The organism is Rickettsia philipii str. 364D (assembly GCF_000283995.1).
In the GTDB taxonomy this organism is placed as follows: Bacteria; Pseudomonadota; Alphaproteobacteria; order Rickettsiales; family Rickettsiaceae; genus Rickettsia; species Rickettsia rickettsii.
This window is the reverse complement of record NC_016930.1, coordinates 1-17,758: the sequence shown is the minus strand read 5'-3', so window position 1 is coordinate 17,758 and position 17,758 is coordinate 1. Positions and strand designations below refer to the sequence as shown.

Sequence of the window (17,758 nt, the reverse complement as noted above, 5' to 3'; positions counted from 1 at the left end):
TCATTACCACTTGGCATTGTTATGTGGATACTAAGTCATTATTGCAAGCGACTGTAAGGAGCGTGGCAATCCAGAAAAATAATAAAAAAATGTTAAAAACTAGCATTTTTTACTGGATTGCTTCGTCAAAACTTACAGTTTTTCCTCGCAATGACGACTCAGTATCCACATAACAATGCCAAGTGGTAATGACATAAACGAGCCATATAACAAGGTCCAGTTTTTAGCTAGGATGACATCAAAGTCTTTTTAAAAACTATCCAATACTTTAGGTAAAATCGAATAATGCAAGTTACACACAAAATACTAAAAATCCCCTCAAAAGGATATAGAAAAATCTTGAGTCTTTTAAATGAAAAAGGACAAGCAAGACTTATAGGCGGCTGCGTACGTGATGCGTTACTAGATCTCTTGCATAACAAAACTAATAAAGAGGAATTTGAAGGAGACACGGAACGCAGAATCGCAATGTACATAAACGTACGTGAGGATTCGAGTACCGGATCGACGTACAAATTACCTTTAGAAGCAAGTTATCCAAGAGATCGACTTGAGAAAGGTAGCCGCGATATAGATATAGCTACTAATTTGACGCCTAGTGAAGTAACAAATATTTTATCTGGAGCTAAAATAAAAACTATTCCGACCGGTTTAAAATTCGGCACGATTACGGCTAATTTAAATAATGAAAAATTTGAGATCACGACTCTTAGGAAAGATATTGAATGTAACGGCAGACATGCCAAAGTAATATTCACCAACGATTTTGCCGAAGATGCCGCAAGACGAGATTTTACTATTAATGCTTTAAGCTATTGTCCCTTTAAGAACGAGATATATGATTATTTTGAAGGGTTTAAGGATTTGCAGCAGGAAAAGGTTGTATTTATAGGGGAAGCTCTAGATAGAATTAAAGAAGATTATTTGCGAATTCTACGCTTTTTTCGGTTTTCTAGCTATTATGCGAATCAGCTTGATGATGGCAGCTTTAAAGCATGTAAAGCTTTAAAAGACGGCTTAAAAACTTTATCACGAGAGCGAATTAAAAGCGAAATGGATAAAATTATTGTTTCAAAAAGAGCAGCACAAATTTTAAAAGCTATGTTTGAAATAGGAATATTAGAACTAATATTCTCTATCCAAAATTATGAAATAAAATTTTTTGAGCAGGCAAATGATTTTAAATTAGAATTAGTTACTCGATATGCACTCTTATTATATTGTCAAAAAGATTTAAATTTAAAGGTCTTTCTAGATTGGAAATTCTCAAAACATGAAGCAATGCAAATATTATCAATAACGAACTTTCTGAATGACGCTAAATTTAACATGAAAAAAATTTGGTTTGAAAAAAAGAATTATAAGGAATATTTATTAGCAGCTAGAATAATCGGTAAATTAAATCATTCACAAGTAAAAGAATTTATTCTTAAATATGATGCGTTATTACGTCCTAAATTCCAAGTAAATGGTAATGATTTGTTAAATATGAATATAGAAAAAAAAAAGATAGGAGCAAAACTAGAATATCTAAAAAATTTTTGGATAGAGCAGGATTTTAAACCTAGTAAATTAGAGTTGTTGGCGAAATTATGAGAGCTAGTACGTCAAACCGTCATTGCGAGGAAAAATTGAAAATTTTGACGAAGCAATCTCGTGCCAAAATCCTGAGATTGCCATGCTCCTTTCAGTCACTAGCAATGACGATTTGGTATCAATGCAAGCAAACCTTCACAGAGATGACATACCTAGCATTACTACTCCTTACATTCCTCAGCCTTACTAGCTATGCTAAGCCTAAGATAGTTGTAAGTATTACGCCAATCGGCAGTATTGTTTCGATGCTTGTTAAGGATAAAGCGGATATCGAGAGCTTAGCTATTAGTAGTGACTGTCCACATCATTATAATTTAAAACCTAGTGATTTAGTAAAAGTCAAAAATTCTGATATAGCAATTTATATTAATGAACAATTTGACGGTTTTGCCGAGAAATTAATTGATAATCATAGCAAAAACATTATAAAAATCAGTGATATTAAATCTTTAACCACTATAAAAGATAATTGGCATATTTGGCTTGATCTTAATAATGCTGTGATTTTACTACAGGAATTTGCACAAATATTTAGTGAAAAATTTCCTGAGCTACAAGACGATATTAATAATAACCTTTCAACAGCACTTAAAGAATTAAATAAGCTACAAGAGATTAAAAATAATGAGCTTGCAACGATAAAAGACGTAATTTTATTAATTGACAGTAGCGAGTATTTTTTTCTTAATACTAATATTAAAACTGCAAAATTATATAGCGAAAGTCAAAAAAGCCTCCGATATATAAGCAAGCTAGAAGATTTAATTAAAGAGTCTAATAACAAATGTCTTGTTTTAAGTAATGAACAAAATTCACGATTATACGACAAATTAAACGCTAAAATAATAATATTAAATAGCGAAAACTGGAATGTGCAGAATATAGGTTCCAACACTTTTCAGAATCAATATTTACAAATGATTTATCAAGTTAAAAAATGCATACACTAAATAGCGAAGAAAAGACAAAGAAGCTTGCAAAGCTTTTAGCACAAAGCTTAAAACCAAATGATATAGTTTTACTTAACGGTGACCTTGGAGCAGGTAAAACATTTTTTTGTCGTGAAATTATTAAATATTTTTGCGGTGAAAATACAAGCATTATAAGCCCTACTTTTAACTTACTGCAAACGTATAAAGCATCTAACTTCACTATATATCACTATGACCTGTATCGTCTTAAATCACCTGAAGAAATTTATGAACTTGGATTTGAAGAGGCATTAAACGGCAATTTAATTTTAATAGAATGGTCTGAAATTATTAAGCATTTACTTACTCCGCCTTTAATCGAAGTAAATCTAGAAGTATTAGATAATAATAAACGTTTATGTAGTATAATAACAAATCATAAAGAAAATTCACAAGAATCTTCCCTTATTGATTTTTTACAAGATTCTCCGCTATTCGATATAAAACTTGATATTCAAAGAGATAAAAGCCCTACTAGAAAAGTTAAGTTATAATTATGAACTATTTAATTTTTCTTTTAACTAATTTATAAACTTCTCCATCATTTCTTTTTCCTATAAGAAAGATATTTAATATCTTATTTAAAAAATCCTTACTCTCTTCCTCTAATAAAAAACCACTTTTACTCGCATTTTTTGCTTGCATTGCCCAATACATATCTTCAAGCTGATTAATTTTCTCATATTCTTCATGTGATATAAGAACAACTATGAGCTTACCGTATTATTAATATCTAACTAATCAATTGTCATGTAATAAAAACGCCTTTTCAATAGGAAGTAATTTTAATTCCGGTAACATCGGCATAATTAAATCTATTCCGGCTTTTTCGTTACTATTACCGTGTACCAATATAAAAGAACCATTTTGAACTTTTTCGCCTTTAGCAAGCCATGCATTACTCCCAAGCGGAATAAGTCCCAAATCTTTTAATTTTTCTATTAATGTTTGATCGGAAACTAATCCAGGAAAACGAAAGAAAGGTGACGGAGCAATATTATAACTTACTAATATTTTCCCTACTTCTAATACTTCATTTTCAAAATCATCTTTATTGGAAAGAAGGAAATTATCTTCAAGAGGTTTATCTTTAAAATAAGGATGACTAAATGAATGATTAACCCATGTTATTTGTAAATAACCGTTTTCTTGTTGTTTTAATAACCATAAGAATTCTTCTGTATGCTTATTAATCCATAATCCTGAAACACATATAGCAATCGGAATAGGTTTATTTAGTTTGATCGATAATTCTACGAGCTTTTTAAAAAAATCTTCTTCAAAGCTTTTGGAAGAAGGACACATGTCAATTGTCAAGAACTGTCCTTTTACTTTATACATGCTACTCGTAGCACCGTAATTTTGTTGTATATAAGGTGTAGAGCTATATTTATTTAAAACTTTAATATACGGAGTTTTACTTAATTTTTTTAGAAGATTTTCTTTTTCTATTTTATTCGTAGGTAAAATTACCAGCTCTTGTAGGGCTATTTCAGTTTTAAAAGAATTCGGATCTACTAAAACGAAATATGATTTTTCATTATTTAAATAAGAACGAATAGCAATTCTTATTTTTTTATTTTCAGCAATTACAGGCAAAAATACCGGTTTATAATCAGTTATAATTACTGCTTTTTCACTTGCATAGCTTAAACTAAAAAACAATATTACAAAAATAAAACTTAAAATTCTTTTAATTTATTCGTCTCCATAACGCTCGTATAAAATTCCGCAATTTTCTCTTTTACAGCTAGAGGATCGTTCATTAAATTAACAGCACCTCTAAACTCTGCTGAATTCGGTAAACCGCTACTATACCAGCCAATATGCTTACGTGCAATAGGTACGCCCACAGATTCACCATAATAATCAAGTATTGCCTCATAATGCTTGGTTACGATATCTAGCTGCTCTGCTATAGAGGGAGCAGATTTTTCTTCACCTGTTTTAAGATAATGATCAATTTGTGAAATAAGCCAAGGTTTGCCATATGCTCCTCTACCGACCATAATACCGTCTGCACCGGATTTTTGTAGGGCTTCTTTTGCCTTAGCAAAATTAGTAATATCACCATTAGCAATAACCGGAATCTTTACCGATTCTTTAACTGATCGTATAAAATCCCAATCGGCATTACCGGAATAAAACTGGCATCTAGTTCTACCGTGAACGGTAATCATCTGAACACCTGAGCTTTCAGCAATTTTGGCTAAAGTCGGAGCGTTTTTCGTATTATCATCCCAACCCATACGCATTTTAACGGTTACCGGCAGCTTAACCGCTTCAACGGTAGCTTCAAAAATTTTAGCTGCCAGCTGCTCATCCCTCATTAGAGCCGAGCCTGAATAACCGCCTACTACTTTTTTCGCCGGACAGCCAAAATTAAGATCGATAATTTTTGCCCCCATACCCTCATTCATTTTAGCAGCTTCTGCTATCACATTCGGCTCACAGCCTGCTAGCTGTACGCAAGCACTTGTTGCATCATCACGCATAATGGCACTTTTTTTTAGTGACTGCCTAGATTCCACAATCATTGCTCTACTTGCTACCATTTCAGAAACTACAAGCCCTGCACCAAATCTTTTCACTAATCTTCTAAATTCCAAATCCGTAACACCCGACATTGGAGCTAGTATAATATTTGAAGAAAGCTCAATATTGCCGATTTTGATCATAAAAACCGTTATAAAAATAAACACTCATGATATCATAATTAAGTATTTTTGTCTAATATTACTAATTAAGAATAGACAAAAGCCGATTAATCTATTATAAGCTTAAGTTATATTGCCTTATACCCTAATAAATGAAAGAATAGTATAGACGAAGATCAACTTGGAAAAGATCAAGGAGTCTGTAAGCCGAAGAGCGGAGCGTATACTAATACGTGAGTATCCGAGGACTTACAAAAACGACGAAGCCAAATTTTCAAGTTCATCGAGTATATACGGCCACGTAGCTCAGTCGGTAGAGCAAAGGACTGAAAATCCTTGTGTCGTTGGTTCAATTCCAACCGTGGCCACCACTATTCCTTACTTTAAATCCCGTTACGTTATTTTATATCTTCAATTAAATTTCTATTGCATCTGTAAACTTATTTTTGTAATTTTAATTAACTTTAGGTTAATAAGGATAAATTATGTTTATACGTATAAAAAAATTTTTGGAATACATAAAGAATCAACACCTGAAGAATCAGATGAAATATTATATAATCAACTAATATCTTTACTAGAAAAATTAACGTGTGTAATACACGCAAAAGATGAAGATAAAAAAGAAGTTGAAAAATTAATTGATAAAATAAAAAATACTAATTTATTTAATCAATCCGATGAGGATGGTAATACAGCCTTAATTTTAGCTGCTGATGCAGGTTTAGAAGAAGGTTGTTTAAAACTTATTCCCAAGATGTCTGACGAGGCTATATTAATACGATCGAGAATATACGTGGTCAGCCTGCATTAACAAAGGCTATGTGACGTGATTTAGATAATGTTTGTATAGAGCTTATTCCAAGAATGTTTGAGGAAAATATTAACTCTATTGATAAATTCGGAATGACATTGTTAATGCTTGCATCCAAAAAAGGCATAATAGCAGTTTCTCTAGAGTTTATTAAGCTGCTGCCACCTGAGATGATTATTAGTGCTGATAATAATGGGAATATGGCTGCAAGCTACGCAGATACGGACAAAGCATTTGCCGAGGTAAGGGAATTATTGCAAGAAAAACAACAAAACTTATTACCCACTTAGAAAATGAAAAATGGGAGATAGATGTTGAGTTGTCTGGAAAAAGTAGCGCTTTAATAAAAAGGGACAATTTTGCCTTCATCTTTAATTTTTATGATGCTTATAAATTTTGTTATACACAAAAGTATTACTTAATATACTGTCGCTTAGTGGAGCAAATCGTCTATGCTCTTCTGCTTTCAAAAATTGCTCTTTCATTTTATCAAGGATTCGCATCCTCACCCCTCAAAATAAAATTCAATTCTTGAAAGCATTTGAGTATACTTGCCTCCACCATTTAAATTCTGCTTATTTAATTACTCCCAGTTAATCAGTTTTTTAAAGTAATTAATTTTAATATAACAAAAAGTAAATTTCATTACTTTTTAAAGCTCTTATGTTCAATACAAAATCATTCTTATCATAGATAAAAAATTTAACTAAGTTTAGATATAATACAGTGCCAAGAATAATTGAACGAAATAAACCAAGCAATGCTTTTAAAAGTTGTTTATCGATTATAAGTATAATTTTCGGTATGGTAAATTGAATAAATTTCTAATTAATTTGTAGTAAGAATATTATGTGTAAAGTTTTTTAACTAAAATAAATTCTATTCTTAATTCCCTATTTATACCCTTTGGATAAATTTCATGTAATTAAGTCTTTGTCTTTAATAAAAAAATCTAGATATGGCTCAATAATAGCTATTTCTACTGTTTTAGTGTTCATAACGGCTTAGTTCTCATTAGTTAAACTTAAATGATTCAAATTTGATCACCAAGAAGCTAAGTTAAAGCCCGATTGGTGATCAGGGAGTTAGAAACACCGTCAACAAGAACAGCTGAGTAGTTTTTAGGCTTAAAGTTAATACTCTAAGCCCTGAACATGACTACTACCTCCCCGACCGTAAAATATCGAGGAATAAACCAATTTAACGGTGATTTTACCGCCTGTTGATGGAGGTTTCTATACTCCAGAACAACCTTAGCTGTTCCAAGATGATTCTAAGCAAAACTTTAAACAAGTCAATATGATTATTGATTTCAAAAATTGGTATTGCTCGCATGACTCGTTTTATGTCATTCCCGCTTTCACGGAAATGACATCGAGTGGGTTTTTCGAGCCATGCAACAAAGCTTACAGTCGTTTGCAATGACGATATCAATCTTTATTTTGTAATACCTTTTATGCTATCTGTAAAACAAGATTAAAGCGAATAGCGGGTTATCCACTCGCGTTGTTATAATACAAGGCTATCATTAATCGTTTACTCCTAGTCCTGCAAGCATTATATTCTCTATTCTCATCACATAGTCATAAGTTGCAGAATAACCTGAATTTATTAATGCTTCTTTTTGTTCAGCTGTGATATCAAAACTTAAAGCTGATATATTATGATCATCAATAAAAACTGTTCTATCATGATTCTGAAAACAACTTATCAAGTCAAAGCTTGTGAGAACTTCAGCTAATGCATATAGTTGATCCACAACAGTAGTAGTATCCACAAACGGTTTAGGTTCTGTACCATTCTGATAAGCTTCTAATATTTCTTTATTGATTGGTTTAAACCCAAGAGTTTTATAATTTTTATTATCTGTTTGAGGGAGGCTTCGTGCTGCAATTTTATCATCAAACATCTCAACCAGGTAATTATTCGTAACTCCACCATCCACATATGTTGAAACTACTCCTTGAACAGTTTTTTGTACGGACTGAAAATATATAGGAAAAGCCCCTGAAGCGTATACGAATTTTACGACTTTCTCATCAGGAGCATTTTCATAAGATAGAATTTCCGGAAATTGAGTACTGAGATTAGTACACACTACGTATAAATCTATATTTGTTTTTTGACTGTCATGTAGCTGTTTAAAAGTAATATCGGGGTCAAATCCCTTGTTTTTTAATATTGCCTTAAAAATTCTTCTAGATATTTCTCAGAATTTAACCCTCCGTAGAATACAAGATTATACACTTGGTGCTATTTACTAGTATGATCTGAAAATTTATTAAAATCAATTTTCTTAAGTATATCCTCAATTTCTTCCGGTTGATATCCTAGTGCTATGGAGAAAGCAGCTATTGCACCACCGGAAGCTCCAACTACTTTCTGGATATTTTTTTAAACAATCTTTGTCTTTTAATGCATTTAGAGCCCCTGCATACGCGATAACTTTTACTCCACCACCTACAAAGGCTAAGTTCTTTATTTCTAACATTTTCAATACCTTGATTTAGTTAATATAATTTAGGCTTTATTAAAAGACATTAGATCATTATTAATATTTTTGTAAAAATTGATAAGATTTGTACTAAAATAACTACAATACATTAATTTAATTCTTCTTAATAAAACGTAAATTAATATTTGTGACTTTTTATCTATTTTTTTCCCAGATCTTACAATCAAGTAGACGTTGTTGCGTGGATCGGTTTTTCCGTCATTGCGAGGAATTTGCATAGCAATTGACGAAGCAATCTCAGGAGTTTGTTATTATCATGAGACTGCCACGCAGCCTACGGCTGCTCGCAATGACGACATCATTCTTTACTTAGCAATTTTATTCCACCTGTAAATTTTGTTGCATAATAAAACTATCACTTATATACTGTCGCTAATGATTAATTTGCTTAAAGTTATATGGTAAGTAGTAATTTTTATAAAAATCTAGGGCCACGAAAACTAACAGCAATTATAGATTTTTTACACGATATTATAGCACCTCCTAAGATTGAAGATATAGCTATTCATGATATTAAAATTCTGCAGGAAGCATCACCAAATGATATTAGCTTTTTAAGCAATCCTAAATACTCCGAATTTTTAAAAACTACCAAAGCTGCTGCTTGTATAGTGCCGAAAAATTTTACGGGAGAAGCAAATCCAAATACTGTTTTATTACACGCCCAGAACTCATATTTTGCTTACGGCAAATTAATAGATTTTTTTTATGCTCCTATTAAATCATACCCTACTAAAATAATGAAATCCGCTATTGTTGCAGATTCGGCGACTATCGGAAAAAATTGTTATATAGGTCACAATGTAGTTATTGAAGACGATGTTATTATAGGTGATAATAGTATTATAGAAGCTGGAAGTTTTATAGGTAGAGGAGTAAATATCGGCAGAAACGCTAGAATAGAACAACATGTTTCAATAAATTATGCAATTATAGGCGACGACGTCGTAATACTTGCAGGTGCAAAAATTGGACAGGACGGGTTTGGATTTTCTACCGAAAAAGGCGTACATCACAAAATATTTCATATAGGAATAGTTCAAATCGGCAATAATGTTGAAATTGGTGCAAACACTACTATTGATAGAGGATCACTTCAAGATACAATTATAAAAGATTTATGCCGCATAGATAATTTAGTACAAATAGGGCATGGCGTCAAAATAGGTAAAGGCTCTATTATCGTAGCACAGACAGGTATAGCAGGAAGTAGCACGATCGGTAAATATTGTGCTCTTGGAGGGCAAGTAGGAATCGCCGGACATCTAAATATAGGCGACGGGGCACAGGTAGCGGCACAAGGCGGTGTAGCACAAAATATAGAAGCAGGTAAAATTGTCGGCGGCAGCCCTGCAATTCCTATTATGGATTGGCATAGACAATCTATTATTATGAAACAATTACTAAAGACCTCTAATAGCAAATTAAAAAAGTAGCTTGCTATTGAAAAGAGCTTTGTTGTTGCATGAATACCTGAGTCGTCATTGTGAGCAGCCATAGGCTACGGTGGCAATCCAAAAAAATTAGCAAAAAGTGCTGATTTTAGTACTTTTTACTAGATTGCTTCGTCAATTATTTCATAATTTCCTCGCAATGACGGAAAATTTACATTAAAGAAGAGATCTAAATAAATGATCATAGATATTACCGAAATCATGGATTGGATACCTCATCGCTATCCATTTTTATTAGTAGATAGAGTACTTAAAATCGATCCTAACAAATCAATAACAGGTATTAAAAACGTTACTGTTAACGAACCGCAATTTACAGGACATTTTCCGGCAAGACCTGTTATGCCCGGTGTTCTAATGGTTGAGGCTATGGCACAATTAGCTGCTATATTAGTTGCTAAATCTTTAGGTTCTACTAAGAATAAAGAAGTGTTTTTAATGACTATCGAAAATGCAAAATTTCGTAGAATTGTTCAGCCGGGGGATACTATGCATATCCACGCTGTTATTGATCAGCAAAGAGCTAACGTATGGAAATTTTCAAGTACGGTTACGGTCGAAGGTGAAATAGCTGCAGAAAGTAAGTTTACCGCAATGATTAAAGATAAAACATAGGGACAAGTGTCAAATTCTAATATCCATACTACAGCTGTAATTGCAGAAGGTGCAAAGCTTGGTAAAAACGTAAAAATCGGACCGTATTGTATTATAGGTCCTGAAGTTGTGCTTAATGACAATGTCGAGCTAAAATCCCATGTAGTAATTGAAGGGATTACCGAAATCGGCGAAAATACCGTAATCTATCCTTTTGCATCAATAGGTCAACCTCCACAAATCTTAAAATATGCTAATGAGCGATCAAGCACAATAATTGGCTCTAATAATACTATTAGAGAATATGTTACGGTACAAGCAGGAAGCCAAGGCGGCGGAATGATGACAAGAGTAGGAAATAATAATTTATTTATGGTCGGCGTCCATATAGGTCATGATTGTAAAATCGGCAATAATGTAGTATTTGCTAATTATGTAAGCCTAGCAGGTCATATTGGGGTAGGTGATTATGCAATAATCGGCGGACTGTCTGCCGTACATCAATATGCTAGAATCGGTGAATATTCGATGATTGGCGGGCTATCGCCGGTCGGAGCAGATGTAATACCGTTTGGGCTTGTAAGTAGCAAACGTGCGGTGCTTGAGGGCTTAAATCTAATCGGTATGAATAGAAAAGGGTTTGATAAAGTAAAGTCTTTAAGTGCTTTAAAAGCTATCGAAGAAATCTTCTCAGGTGAAGGTAATTTTGCTGAGCGTATAAAACAAGTTGCTGAAAAATATAACAATAATTCTATAGTAATACAAATTATCGATTTTCTTAATCAAGATAGTAGTAGAGCATTTTGTCGTTTTGAGAAGTAAATTTATTTAACTAGCGATATGTAACACTTTGTGTTACAATATCCTGATGCCAACTTATGGTTAAAACACAATGAAGAAAGTTGGTTAGATGAATGGAAATAATAGAAATTAAAAAAAGATATATTGTTGCTTGGTGTAATATCTGGAGATTATGGTAAACCTCACCCCGCTGTTGTTGTTCAATCTAATTTATATAAAAATCATCCCAGTATAACAGTTTGCCTTCACAACAGATTTAATAGATGCCCCACAACTTTTCACCTGTTATTGACTCCTACAGAGCTAAATGGTTTTAATTTAGAATCTCATATTGATGAATTAGCCACTAATTTTCTCATTTTTTCTTGCAAAGAGTTTTGGCGTAAACGAGTTTTCAAGCTCTTAAAATCAACTATTTCTGCATTTTGATTTTGCTGGCTACATGCAAAAATATATTTCTGCTCTCCTTTAACTTTTTGAATACATTGTCCGCAAATTCCTTTCATCATACATTGCATCGATGAATTAACGCTAACTATTATTTTTGTATTTTCACTGAATATTTCATTTTTTAGACTTTGCAATTCTTCTATTATTTCAGGAGAAGCATTAATTATTACTATATCCACTGAAACTAATTTACGGATTTTTATATCAGGATAGGTAACAAATATAACTTCATTATTATTTTCTTTTAGAACTTTTAATAAGCCTATATTACCGACTTCGAAATCAACAATAACTATTTTTTTATTTTGAGGTATTTCTAGCGGCGAACCTGTCGGTCCCATTAAAACTACTTTCTCATTTTCGGATAATGTTTTACATAAGCTAGTAGATTTACCGACTTCAAAAACTATAAAGCTAATTAAGCCTTTTTCTACATCAATATCGATAGGGCTTAAGGCTACAGGCTCTATTAACTTAGCAGCATCTTCAGAATAATTTTGTAAGCGAAAAAACTGTCCGAACTTAAAATTTTTAGCAGCAAGCGGCGAATGAATTATCAACTCAAAAGTTTTATCATCTAAAATATTTATTTTATTAACCCTAGAAGTCAGCAAATAATCAAGCTGCGTACAAAAATCTTTATAACTACCTTTAAAGCTAGGATTATTATTTATAAGCTTTTTGTTAATAGCGTCGTACCCTTCTTTGGTACTAGCAAGAGCCTTCACTACACTACCCGAATATTTAGGATTACAATCACCGAAATAGCTATATTTATCCTCATCGAATTGAGTGTTATTTTCTATACCGATTGCCATAATCACGGTTTTGGTTTTGATGTCATTGCGAGGAAATGCGTAGCATTGACGCGGCAATCTTGTTAAGCCAAACTCCTGAGATTGCCACGCAGTCTTTGACTGCTCGCAATGACGGTTTCGATTCTCAAACTCCACAGATTCCACATGACCGTATTTATCAACATTAATCCTTAAAGGTTGCATATTTTCCTTAAAATCAACACCGAGTGCTAATGCATATATTAGCTCCTCGTGATTTAATTTATATGCCGGCGAATCTTGCAATCTTCCACGATAGTAGACAGTAGCACCCCCAAGCTTATTAAAAACCTTTCTTAATTCTTCATTATTCTTAGCTTCTTTAAACAATTTTGCATGAGCAATAAATTCTTCAGCTATTTCTTTATCTTCCTCTGCTAAATCTTTTTCTATATAATCTTCGGCAAATTCCTCTACTTGTTTTTTATAGTAATATAAACTTTCCGTTGCTGCGTCTAAGGAAGTAAGACCGCCGCCTATTACCGCAATCGGCATCCTAATTACCATATTAGTACTAGAATTTTTCAAAAATGCCCCTCCGTTTTGCAAAGTCATTAAGAAATCAGAAGCCGTTTTTACGCCCTTAGCTTCAAAATTTTCTATATCCAAAACTTTCGGCTGAACTGCTCCAATGCAAAAAGCTATATAATCAAAACCCAAATCGAAAGCTTGTTCTTTCGTTATATTAAAATCTAAAGCTACTCCGTCATAATATTTGAAATTATTATTTCTCTCTAATATTAGCCGCAATATATCGAGATTGTTTTTATCCCACCGAACAGTAATTCCATATTCCGCTACCCCTCCAAATCCTCTTGGCATTCTTTCCGATAACAAATTTTTATATTCATGCCAAAATTTTATAGGCTTATGAACGTCAAAAGGCAGTAGAGTAATTCTTAAACCGTCAATAGCCACAACATTATGACCTGACCGTAATAAATAATAGCTAAGACTAAAACCTGCAGGACCAAGACCGGTAACTAAAATATTATAATTAGTAGGTTCTTTCGGAAGCGGTGCATAAATATTAAGCGGATTCCAACGAGTAAGCAGTAAATATATCTCTAAGCCGTAAGGTAATTTAAGTGTTTCTTCTAAAATATTTGATTCTATTAATGGGATATTTACCGGATCTTGCTTTTGGTAAATACAAGCTTTTGAGCAATCATTACAAATTCTATGACCTGTTGCTGCAACCATCGGATTATCAATAACGATAATAGCAAGAGCACTTAGGTTAAAACCTTGTGCCTTAACATAGTTCATTTCAGAAATTTTTTGTTTTAACGGGCAACCTTGTTTTAAATCCGTCATTGCAAGCAACTGCAAGGAGCGTGGCAATCTCGTCAAATCTCCTGAGATTGCCACGTCGCTTTGCTCCTCGCAATGACGATTCTGAGGTTGCAGTAATCCCTTAGAACAACTATCCTTATCTTGCTTATGGCAATAAATACAATAATGAGAATGGTTTAAAGCTTCATCTAGATTTAAAAAAGAATCTGTATAGTCAAAATCTACTCTCTCATTTTTTTGATATTTTAATATTTTTTTATCGTCTATTAGATTTTCTTTATCTAGTTTTTGTGGGAGGTTGAATAGGATGTTATCCTGTGGCTTGATACTCTCACACAAATAAACCCTATACGCAGCATACCTAGCTGCTATGTCTAATTCTTCTGCAAAACTTTCTTCTGCCTGTTGCCATATAATTATTTGTTTGGCAAATTCTCTAGAAGTAAAATTCGCACCTATTAAATCAGTTAGTTTTAAATACACATCTTCAAAATCAATATCTTTTATTTTTTCCAGTGGATATTTTTTTACGGCAACACGTTGAACAAATTTTCTTTTACATTCATAAATAATATCAAAATCTTTATGTTTTAACCTTGATATCGTTATTTCTTTTGAAATACAAAATAACTCTGCTAAAAAATCGTCTAAATGAGGGGAAATTTTTAGCAAAAATTCGGAATAATCTTTTGGAATAATGGAGAGAGGAGTCGATCTAAATAACATTAAATCTTTATGCAAAGATCTATCAGCTTTAAAGAGATAATCTAAAAATATTTGATCTAATTTTTTAAGTCCGGTTAAATCTAATTCATTAAAATCTAGATTAAAACCAAGTTTCATAAATAATAAATAACTCTTTTAGAAAATTGTCTATAAATTAAATAACTGATACAAACAGTAACAAATGCAACTATAATAGACTTAACTATCAGCATCATATCCGGTAATGTTCCGTCAATCACCAACGCTTGTACGGGTCTTATAACTAAAAAGAACGGATTAAATTCAAAATATATCTTTTTAGACTCCGGAATTAGCGAATATGGATAAACTATCGGTATACTCCAATAAATAACTCCAAGAATAACACTCAACATTTGCGGAATATCTCGAATATACGGCGTTAAAAATGCTACTGCGATAGAACCACTAATCACACATATTATTAAGGGCAAAATTAATATCGGCATAAATATTATTTGCCAAGAAAATTTTTCTGGAAATAATAAAATAAAAGCAAAATACATTGCCGAAAATGAGCAAATTAAAGTATATAATTGCCCTAAACTATCCGCAACAGGAAAAAAAGTCTTAGAAATTCTAACTTTTTTTATTATTTGATCACGTGTAACTAAAGAACTTGAACAAATCGTTAAGCTGCTTACTATAAAACTCCACAAAGGAATACTGCCGACTAAGTTCATTACAATAAATTCTCTCGGCTGTCTTAATAAAAAACCGAAAAAATATGAAATTACCATTATGTGAATAAAAGGCTGAATTAAACTCCATAAAGAACCTAAAAAAGAATCTTTATTTTGCCTAATTATAGAAGCTTTAACTAGTAATGCTATTGCCCGCCAGTATTTTTTAGAAAAAAAATACTTTATCATTTATGAATTTCCTTGTTGTTGGTTATAGATTTTAAACATTTCCGATGGTGTACCATCACCTATAATATTGCCGTCTTTTAATAAAATACATCTATCGCAATTATCTTTTATAATTTCTTCTTGATGGCTTACTATTATTGAAATAGGAGTATTTTTAAATTTATTCTTCATTAAACTAAGAGATTTTTCTATAAAATAGCTATCGCCTGCCGCAAAAACTTCATCAAGTAATAGAATCTGCGGATTTTGAAATATCGATACAGAAAAAGCAAGACGTGATAACATACCGGAGCTATAAATTTTTATCGGTAAATCAATTTTACTACCAAGTTCTGAAAAATCTATAATTTCTTTTTCAATTTTTTTGCTATATTTATCCAGCATATTATTATATAGCATTAACATTTTTATATTTTCACGACCAGTTTGCTCAGACTCAAAACCAACTCCCATATCTATAATTGCCGCAATATCTCCATGAACTTTGACTGTACCGGATTTTAACGGATATATTCCGGCGATTAACTTTAGAAACGAACTTTTTCCCGAACCGTTACTCCCTATAAAAGCTATTTTTTCTCCCTCATAACAAGAAAAATTAATATTGTTTAATATAGGTATATTTGGAGAAAGAGAGACTCCTTTTTTCAAGAAGAAATGCTTTAAACCTTGAGCTCTTTTATGAGTATCAATACCTTCAACATAACCATTAGTTATCTCTATAAATACTTTTGGATGGCTAAGTGACATAAATAAATATTAAATAGATTTATTAATCCAATCTAAAAGAGAATTTTTTTGTTGCAAACCTATTTTAGTATCTTTTTGTTCACCATTTTTAAATAACATTATCGTTGGAATACTACGAATACCGTATTCTGAAGGAGTGTTAGGATTTTCATCAATATTCATTTTAAGTACTTTTACTTTGCCTTGTAATTCTTTACTGATTTCATCTATTATCGGTGTTAACATTTTACACGGTCCGCACCATTCTGCCCAAAAATCAACCAGTACAGGTAAATCCGATTCTAATACTTCCTTTTTAAAAGAGTTATCCATTACGTTATTTGCCATAAATTCCTCTATGTTTTTGTAGCATTGTCCATATGGCTTTTATGTCATTCCCGCTTTTAACAGCCTTATTGCATGACTCGTTTATGTCATCCCCGCCTACACGCGGGGATGACATTGAGTAGGTTTTTCAATCTATACAACAAAGTCACTTTTAGCTAGGAATGACATAGTGTTGCTTTCGGATTCATATGGACAACACCTATATTTATAAATAAAATTATAAAGTACAGGCTTCTACTTGTAAATAATGAAAATCTTTTTATTTATTATATTTATTTTTTCTATTATAATATATTCGCATTATTAAAGCTGCTGTTTCCTCTATTGATCTAGTTGACACATCAATTACCGGCCAATTTCTTTGATCACAAATTTTTCTGACTTCTAGGCACTCTTTTTGTACTATATTAAAATCCGTATAGCTTTTATTTTCGTTAATTTGTAATAGATTTAATCTAGCTTCTCTTATCTCAATTAACCTATTTGGATTAATAACGAGTCCTATTACCAATTGATCTATATCTTTTTCTATAAAATCAGGAAAGGGGCAATTATAAACATAAGGAATATTGGCAGCTTTTAAACCGTTATACGCTAGAAATACGGAAGTCGGTGTCTTAGAAGTTCTAGAAGGACCTATTAATATTATATCAGCCTCTGATAATTCATTAAGCATTTGTCCGTCATCATGTCTTATAGCATAATCTATGGCATTAAGTGTATCAAAATAAGTTTTATCAAATTTATAATTGTAATTCTGTTCTTTTTCTATTTCAATACCTGAAAAAACAGACATTTCTTTAATAATTTTACCTATTACAGAAATACATGGAATTTTTAATTCATAGCAAAATTTCGTTAAAGTTTTTCGGAGTTCTTGATCGGCAATCGTGTATAATACTATCCCATGTTTATATTCTATTTTACTTAATACTTCATTTAGCAATTCCAAATTTCTAATCATTGGCCAATGATATAATTTTGGTTTTACGAAAGTAAATTGTGCAAGGGCAGAATTTGCTGCATATTTTGCAGTTTGCACGGAAGAGTCTGAAACTAAGTGAATAATTAGCTTTGTCAT

19 protein-coding genes and 1 tRNA gene are annotated in these 17,758 nt (G+C 32.1%); 10 read left to right on the top strand and 10 right to left on the bottom strand.

The window, feature by feature from the left end; genetic code table 11:
- Nucleotides 1–285: 285 nt before the first annotated feature.
- The 3 genes from RSA_RS00095 to tsaE are packed head-to-tail and all read left to right on the top strand — an operon-like array spanning nucleotide 286 to nucleotide 3,061.
- Nucleotides 286–1,596, top strand: a complete 1,311-nt coding sequence (locus RSA_RS00095; RefSeq protein ID WP_014364331.1) for a palindromic element RPE1 domain-containing protein — start codon at nucleotides 286–288, stop codon at nucleotides 1,594–1,596.
- Nucleotides 1,593–2,546 (top strand): metal ABC transporter solute-binding protein, Zn/Mn family, encoded by a 954-nt coding sequence (locus tag RSA_RS00090; RefSeq protein WP_041472311.1) that lies wholly within the window; start codon nucleotides 1,593–1,595, stop codon nucleotides 2,544–2,546. Before RSA_RS00095 ends, RSA_RS00090 begins: the two co-directional genes overlap by 4 nt.
- The gene (tsaE, locus tag RSA_RS00085) at nucleotides 2,534–3,061 is read left to right on the top strand and encodes a tRNA (adenosine(37)-N6)-threonylcarbamoyltransferase complex ATPase subunit type 1 TsaE (RefSeq protein ID WP_014364329.1); all 528 of its coding nucleotides are present in this window, start codon (nucleotides 2,534–2,536) and stop codon (nucleotides 3,059–3,061) included. Before RSA_RS00090 ends, tsaE begins: the two co-directional genes overlap by 13 nt.
- Before the next feature lie 7 nt (nucleotides 3,062–3,068).
- Here tsaE and RSA_RS08720 read toward each other — a convergent pair whose 3' ends face one another.
- From RSA_RS08720 to dusB, 3 genes are all read right to left on the bottom strand, one after another.
- Nucleotides 3,069–3,212 (bottom strand): hypothetical protein, encoded by a 144-nt coding sequence (locus tag RSA_RS08720; protein ID WP_193385864.1) that lies wholly within the window; start codon nucleotides 3,210–3,212, stop codon nucleotides 3,069–3,071.
- A 96-nt stretch (nucleotides 3,213–3,308) separates the two neighbouring features.
- Entirely contained in the window at nucleotides 3,309–4,265 is a 957-nt protein-coding gene (locus RSA_RS00080) for a polysaccharide deacetylase family protein (RefSeq protein ID WP_155813313.1), read from the bottom strand.
- A complete protein-coding gene (dusB, locus tag RSA_RS00075) occupies nucleotides 4,250–5,245 on the bottom strand; it encodes a tRNA dihydrouridine synthase DusB (RefSeq protein WP_012150239.1) in 996 nt (331 codons plus the stop codon). Before dusB ends, RSA_RS00080 begins: the two co-directional genes overlap by 16 nt.
- Before the next feature lie 274 nt (nucleotides 5,246–5,519).
- Here dusB and RSA_RS00070 point away from each other — a divergent pair.
- From RSA_RS00070 to RSA_RS00060, 3 genes are all read left to right on the top strand, one after another.
- A tRNA-Phe gene (locus RSA_RS00070) sits at nucleotides 5,520–5,595 on the top strand.
- Nucleotides 5,586–6,038 (top strand): ankyrin, encoded by a 453-nt coding sequence (locus RSA_RS06880; protein WP_231284235.1) that lies wholly within the window; start codon nucleotides 5,586–5,588, stop codon nucleotides 6,036–6,038. Before RSA_RS00070 ends, RSA_RS06880 begins: the two co-directional genes overlap by 10 nt.
- Nucleotides 6,039–6,091: 53 nt before the next feature.
- The gene (locus tag RSA_RS00060) at nucleotides 6,092–6,328 is read left to right on the top strand and encodes an ankyrin repeat domain-containing protein (RefSeq protein WP_014364326.1); all 237 of its coding nucleotides are present in this window, start codon (nucleotides 6,092–6,094) and stop codon (nucleotides 6,326–6,328) included.
- A 1,238-nt stretch (nucleotides 6,329–7,566) separates the two neighbouring features.
- Here RSA_RS00060 and RSA_RS06870 read toward each other — a convergent pair.
- Nucleotides 7,567–8,190, bottom strand: coding sequence for a patatin-like phospholipase family protein (locus RSA_RS06870; protein WP_231284275.1), 624 nt, complete (start codon nucleotides 8,188–8,190; stop codon nucleotides 7,567–7,569).
- 101 nt (nucleotides 8,191–8,291) lie between these two features.
- A complete protein-coding gene (locus RSA_RS10395) occupies nucleotides 8,292–8,378 on the bottom strand; it encodes a hypothetical protein (RefSeq protein ID WP_350223204.1) in 87 nt (28 codons plus the stop codon).
- Between the two features lie 573 nt (nucleotides 8,379–8,951).
- Between RSA_RS10395 and lpxD the strand changes: the two genes are divergently transcribed.
- The 4 genes from lpxD (at nucleotide 8,952) to RSA_RS09155 (ending at nucleotide 11,831) form a co-directional block, all read left to right on the top strand.
- Complete coding sequence (lpxD, locus tag RSA_RS00040; RefSeq protein ID WP_014364324.1) at nucleotides 8,952–9,989, top strand: UDP-3-O-(3-hydroxymyristoyl)glucosamine N-acyltransferase; 1,038 nt, start codon at nucleotides 8,952–8,954, stop codon at nucleotides 9,987–9,989.
- A 195-nt stretch (nucleotides 9,990–10,184) separates the two neighbouring features.
- Nucleotides 10,185–10,622 (top strand): 3-hydroxyacyl-ACP dehydratase FabZ, encoded by a 438-nt coding sequence (gene fabZ, locus RSA_RS00035; protein ID WP_004997000.1) that lies wholly within the window; start codon nucleotides 10,185–10,187, stop codon nucleotides 10,620–10,622.
- A 6-nt stretch (nucleotides 10,623–10,628) separates the two neighbouring features.
- Nucleotides 10,629–11,423 carry an acyl-ACP--UDP-N-acetylglucosamine O-acyltransferase gene (lpxA, locus tag RSA_RS00030; RefSeq protein ID WP_012150231.1) on the top strand — a complete coding sequence of 265 codons (795 nt, stop codon included), beginning with the start codon at nucleotides 10,629–10,631 and terminating at the stop codon, nucleotides 11,421–11,423.
- A gap of 126 nt (nucleotides 11,424–11,549) precedes the next feature.
- Nucleotides 11,550–11,831 carry a type II toxin-antitoxin system PemK/MazF family toxin gene (locus RSA_RS09155; protein ID WP_014364323.1) on the top strand — a complete coding sequence of 94 codons (282 nt, stop codon included), beginning with the start codon at nucleotides 11,550–11,552 and terminating at the stop codon, nucleotides 11,829–11,831.
- Here the strand turns inward: RSA_RS09155 and RSA_RS00025 are convergent.
- The 5 genes from RSA_RS00025 to RSA_RS00005 form a co-directional block, all read right to left on the bottom strand.
- Nucleotides 11,729–14,827, bottom strand: coding sequence for an FAD-dependent oxidoreductase (locus RSA_RS00025; protein WP_014364322.1), 3,099 nt, complete (start codon nucleotides 14,825–14,827; stop codon nucleotides 11,729–11,731). The two genes, RSA_RS09155 and RSA_RS00025, sit on opposite strands and share 103 nt — an antisense overlap.
- Complete coding sequence (locus RSA_RS00020; RefSeq protein WP_014364321.1) at nucleotides 14,824–15,600, bottom strand: ABC transporter permease; 777 nt, start codon at nucleotides 15,598–15,600, stop codon at nucleotides 14,824–14,826. The genes RSA_RS00025 and RSA_RS00020 overlap by 4 nt, the downstream gene beginning before the upstream one ends.
- The gene (locus RSA_RS00015) at nucleotides 15,601–16,350 is read right to left on the bottom strand and encodes an ABC transporter ATP-binding protein (protein WP_012150227.1); all 750 of its coding nucleotides are present in this window, start codon (nucleotides 16,348–16,350) and stop codon (nucleotides 15,601–15,603) included.
- Nucleotides 16,351–16,359: 9 nt separating this feature from the next.
- Nucleotides 16,360–16,677 carry a thioredoxin gene (trxA, locus tag RSA_RS00010; RefSeq protein ID WP_014364320.1) on the bottom strand — a complete coding sequence of 106 codons (318 nt, stop codon included), beginning with the start codon at nucleotides 16,675–16,677 and terminating at the stop codon, nucleotides 16,360–16,362.
- A gap of 259 nt (nucleotides 16,678–16,936) precedes the next feature.
- Nucleotides 16,937–17,758 carry a pyruvate, water dikinase regulatory protein gene (locus RSA_RS00005; protein ID WP_014364319.1) on the bottom strand — a complete coding sequence of 274 codons (822 nt, stop codon included), beginning with the start codon at nucleotides 17,756–17,758 and terminating at the stop codon, nucleotides 16,937–16,939.